Raw genomic sequence first — 2,731 nt, forward strand, 5'->3', positions numbered from 1 at the left:
CGCGCGGCCCGCGCTCGTCGGGGCCGCCCTGCGCCAGGAGGATCGTGCCGGAGGCGCCGTCCTGCCGGGCGAAGGCCGGTGCGGCGAGGACGAGCCCGGGCAGCATCGTGCCGGTCAGGAGGAGCAGGCGGAGTGTCCGCATTCGGTCGGCCTCGAGGATCGTGTAAAAGGCCGAACCGAACCCCTCAGGCGCCGGATGGTTCCGAAATTCCGGTTCCGGTTTCCCGCTTTCGACCGCCGCCGCTCAGGGGGCGGGCGCCTTCGTCGGCACGAGCCGGTCGAGGGCGATGATGCGCACCGTGCGCTCGGCGGTGCCGGTCGTCGACGGCTCGGTCGAGAGGTCCGGCGCGGGCTTCGGCGCCATCTCGACGGGCAGGCCCGAGCGCTCGGCGGCGTCGGCGGCCAGCACCGCGGCGGTCTTGTCGGCGCGGCCGACCAGGGTGAGGCGGACCTTCGGGGCCGGGCGCGACAGCGCCTCCGCCTGCATCGGCGTGACGAAGATGTCGCCCTTGTGCCGCACCAGCATGCTCTCGGCCTTCACCAGCGACTGCGCCCAGGTCCTGTCGGCGGGCTTGCACGAGCAGTTCGGCACGAAGGTCTTGCGGAACTTGAACGCGTTGGCGAGCGAGACGTAGGCCTTGCCGCCCTTCACCGTCGCGGCCGACTTCAGCGCCTCGTCGCCGTAGGGCATCGAGTAGGCCACGGCCTCGGTGCCGGGGCAGAGCGCCTGGCACATCTCGTCGGCGCCGTTGCGGCCCTCGGGCAGGTTGCGCATCGGGAAGTAGGCGCCGTCGCAGGTGCGCACGCAGATCACCTGCGCGCCGCCGCGGGCATAGGCTTCGCCGGTGGCGGGGTCGACGCGCGCCGTATCGGCGCAGGACGCGGCGATCAGGCCCTGCAGCTGGCGGCGGCGGGCGCCGCTGTCGTCGATCGCCGCGCCGCCGTAGGTGGCGTTGAGCGCGCGGATGCGCTGCTCGACCGCGCCGCATTGCGGGGGCCGCGTGTCGAAGAACAGGAAGGTGCCGCCCTCGCAGCTCAGGGAGCGGTGATAGGCCTCGAGCCGGCCGATCTCGCTCTGAAGCGCGCGCACCATGCTGGCGCCGTTGCCCAGGCTCGCCAGCTCGGACCGGTAGCGCAGGCAGGCCGCGCTTGGCAGGTGGCTCTGGCTCGGAACGCTTGCCTGGGTCGGAAGCGGGGACTGGCTCGGCTCGGGGGACGGCGCCTGGGCCTGCCCGGCCGCGACCGCGCCGAGCCACAGCGCGAGGATCGCGAGCGGGCGGCGGAGCGGGCGAAAGGTGTGGCGCATCGACGGCATGGCGAACGATCGGGGGCTCGGCGCAGGGCGGAAGGGGAGCTGTGCGGTCCGCCGCGTCGTGGAGAGTGGTGCCGGCGAGCGAAGCACCGGCGGGCTTAACTTTTTTAAACGCCCTCGCGCATCGGCGACACCCCTCCTACATGCCCGCGGTGACACAAGCGGGGGAATGGCGGACGATGTTGCTTCGGGGTCTCACACGCGGCGCGCGGGCCGCGCTGTTCCTGTCCGCGCTGGCGGGCCTCACCGGCGCCGCCGCGGCGCAGGAACCCGACCGGATCTTCGACAAGTCGACGGTCTGGCGCCCGCTCACGCCCAACGACAAGCTCGTGGTCTACGGCGTCGACGACCCGCTCGTGAGCGGCGTCGCGTGCTGGTACACCCAGCCGGAGAAGGGCGGCATCAAGGGCACGCTCGGGCTGGCCGAGGACGTCTCCGACATCTCGCTCGCCTGCCGCCAGGTCGGGCCGGTGCAGTTCACCGGCAAGTTCGGCCAGGGCGAGGTGGTGTTCAGCGAGCGCCGCTCGCTGATCTTCAAGTCGATGCAGATCGTGCGCGGCTGCGACGCCAAGCGCAACACGCTGATCTACATGGTCTATTCCGACAAGGTGATCCAGGGTTCGCCCAAGAACTCGACCTCGAGCGTGCCGCTGATGCCCTGGGGCACCGAGCCGCCGCCGAAATGCGGCGCGTTCCTGAAGGGGTGACGCGCACGCGTCCCTCCCCCCTCTGCGGGGGAGGGGGCACGCTGCGGGGACCCCCTCAATCCTGGCAGGTGATGCGGATCGGGCGGTCGGCCGGCTTGGTGACGGGGAGGTCGACGGCGCCGGTGTATTCCTCGGCGGCCGCGATCCCGTAGGCGTTGGCGGTGGCGTAGCCCTGCGCCTCGCACCAGGCGTTGGCGACGACCTGGCCGCACTCGCTGCCGGGGCTGGTCAGGCACTCGCCGACGCCGTAGCCGTCGCTCGACGGGATCAGGAAGGTCTTCTCGACATGGGGCGCGCCCTTGCCGGCCGGGGTCTCGCCGTCGCCGGCGGCCATCGCGCCGTGGGCGATCGTGACGAGGAGGGCAGCGGCAGCGAGTGCACCGAATCCGGCAGCCGAGCGTCGCATGGATACGTCCTTGTTCAGGGGATGCCCCGGTTCAGGGTCTGGCGTGCGGGTTGAAGTCGCGGGCGGGAATTCGACGGTCAAAATCCGACGGCGGGGTAAACAAAGGCTTTCCGGCGCCGATCGGATTTCCGTGCCCGGACCCGATCGAGCCGCCCGAGCCGGCGCGCCGCCGCGCCGGTCTCGAATTCTTGACGGATTTCGGGTAGCCCGATCCGGGCCTCCTGACCGTCGCCGATCCGCAACACGGCTCGGCGCGAAGCCGGCGGCATTGCGGCGGGCCGGGTCGCGCGGAGCCCCGTCCGCGGG

The 2,731-nt window shown here is 72.1% G+C and carries 4 protein-coding genes; 1 reads left to right on the plus strand and 3 read right to left on the minus strand.

Annotated elements, in window-relative coordinates; all coding sequences use genetic code 11:
* Nucleotides 1-244: 244 nt before the first annotated feature.
* Complete coding sequence (locus FV223_RS24565; RefSeq protein WP_246689793.1) at nt 245-1,315, minus strand: DUF2865 domain-containing protein; 1,071 nt, start codon at nt 1,313-1,315, stop codon at nt 245-247.
* Between the two features lie 176 nt (nt 1,316-1,491).
* On the opposite strand from FV223_RS24565, the gene FV223_RS24570 reads away from it, so the two are divergent.
* Nucleotides 1,492-2,019 carry a CreA family protein gene (locus FV223_RS24570; protein ID WP_147729417.1) on the plus strand — a complete coding sequence of 176 codons (528 nt, stop codon included), beginning with the start codon at nt 1,492-1,494 and terminating at the stop codon, nt 2,017-2,019.
* 55 nt (nt 2,020-2,074) lie between these two features.
* Here the strand turns inward: FV223_RS24570 and FV223_RS24575 are convergent, their stop codons facing one another.
* Together FV223_RS24575 and FV223_RS30810 are read right to left on the minus strand one after the other, a co-directional pair.
* A complete protein-coding gene (locus FV223_RS24575; RefSeq protein ID WP_147729418.1) occupies nt 2,075-2,425 on the minus strand; it encodes a hypothetical protein in 351 nt (116 codons plus the stop codon).
* 77 nt (nt 2,426-2,502) lie between these two features.
* Nucleotides 2,503-2,731, minus strand: a 229-nt coding sequence (locus FV223_RS30810; protein ID WP_210247524.1) for a hypothetical protein, incomplete at its 5' end; no start/stop codon positions are given.

The sequence above is a fragment of the Methylobacterium sp. WL116 genome (assembly GCF_008039455.1).
Lineage (GTDB): Bacteria > Pseudomonadota > Alphaproteobacteria > Rhizobiales > Beijerinckiaceae > Methylobacterium.

Coding starts and splice junctions, on each gene's coding strand:
- FV223_RS24565 (WP_246689793.1), bottom strand. CDS start 1,315: ATGCCGTCGATGCGCCACACCTTTCGCCCGCTCCGCCGCCCGCTCGCG.
- FV223_RS24570 (WP_147729417.1), top strand. CDS start 1,492: ATGTTGCTTCGGGGTCTCACACGCGGCGCGCGGGCCGCGCTGTTCCTG.
- FV223_RS24575 (WP_147729418.1), bottom strand. CDS start 2,425: ATGCGACGCTCGGCTGCCGGATTCGGTGCACTCGCTGCCGCTGCCCTC.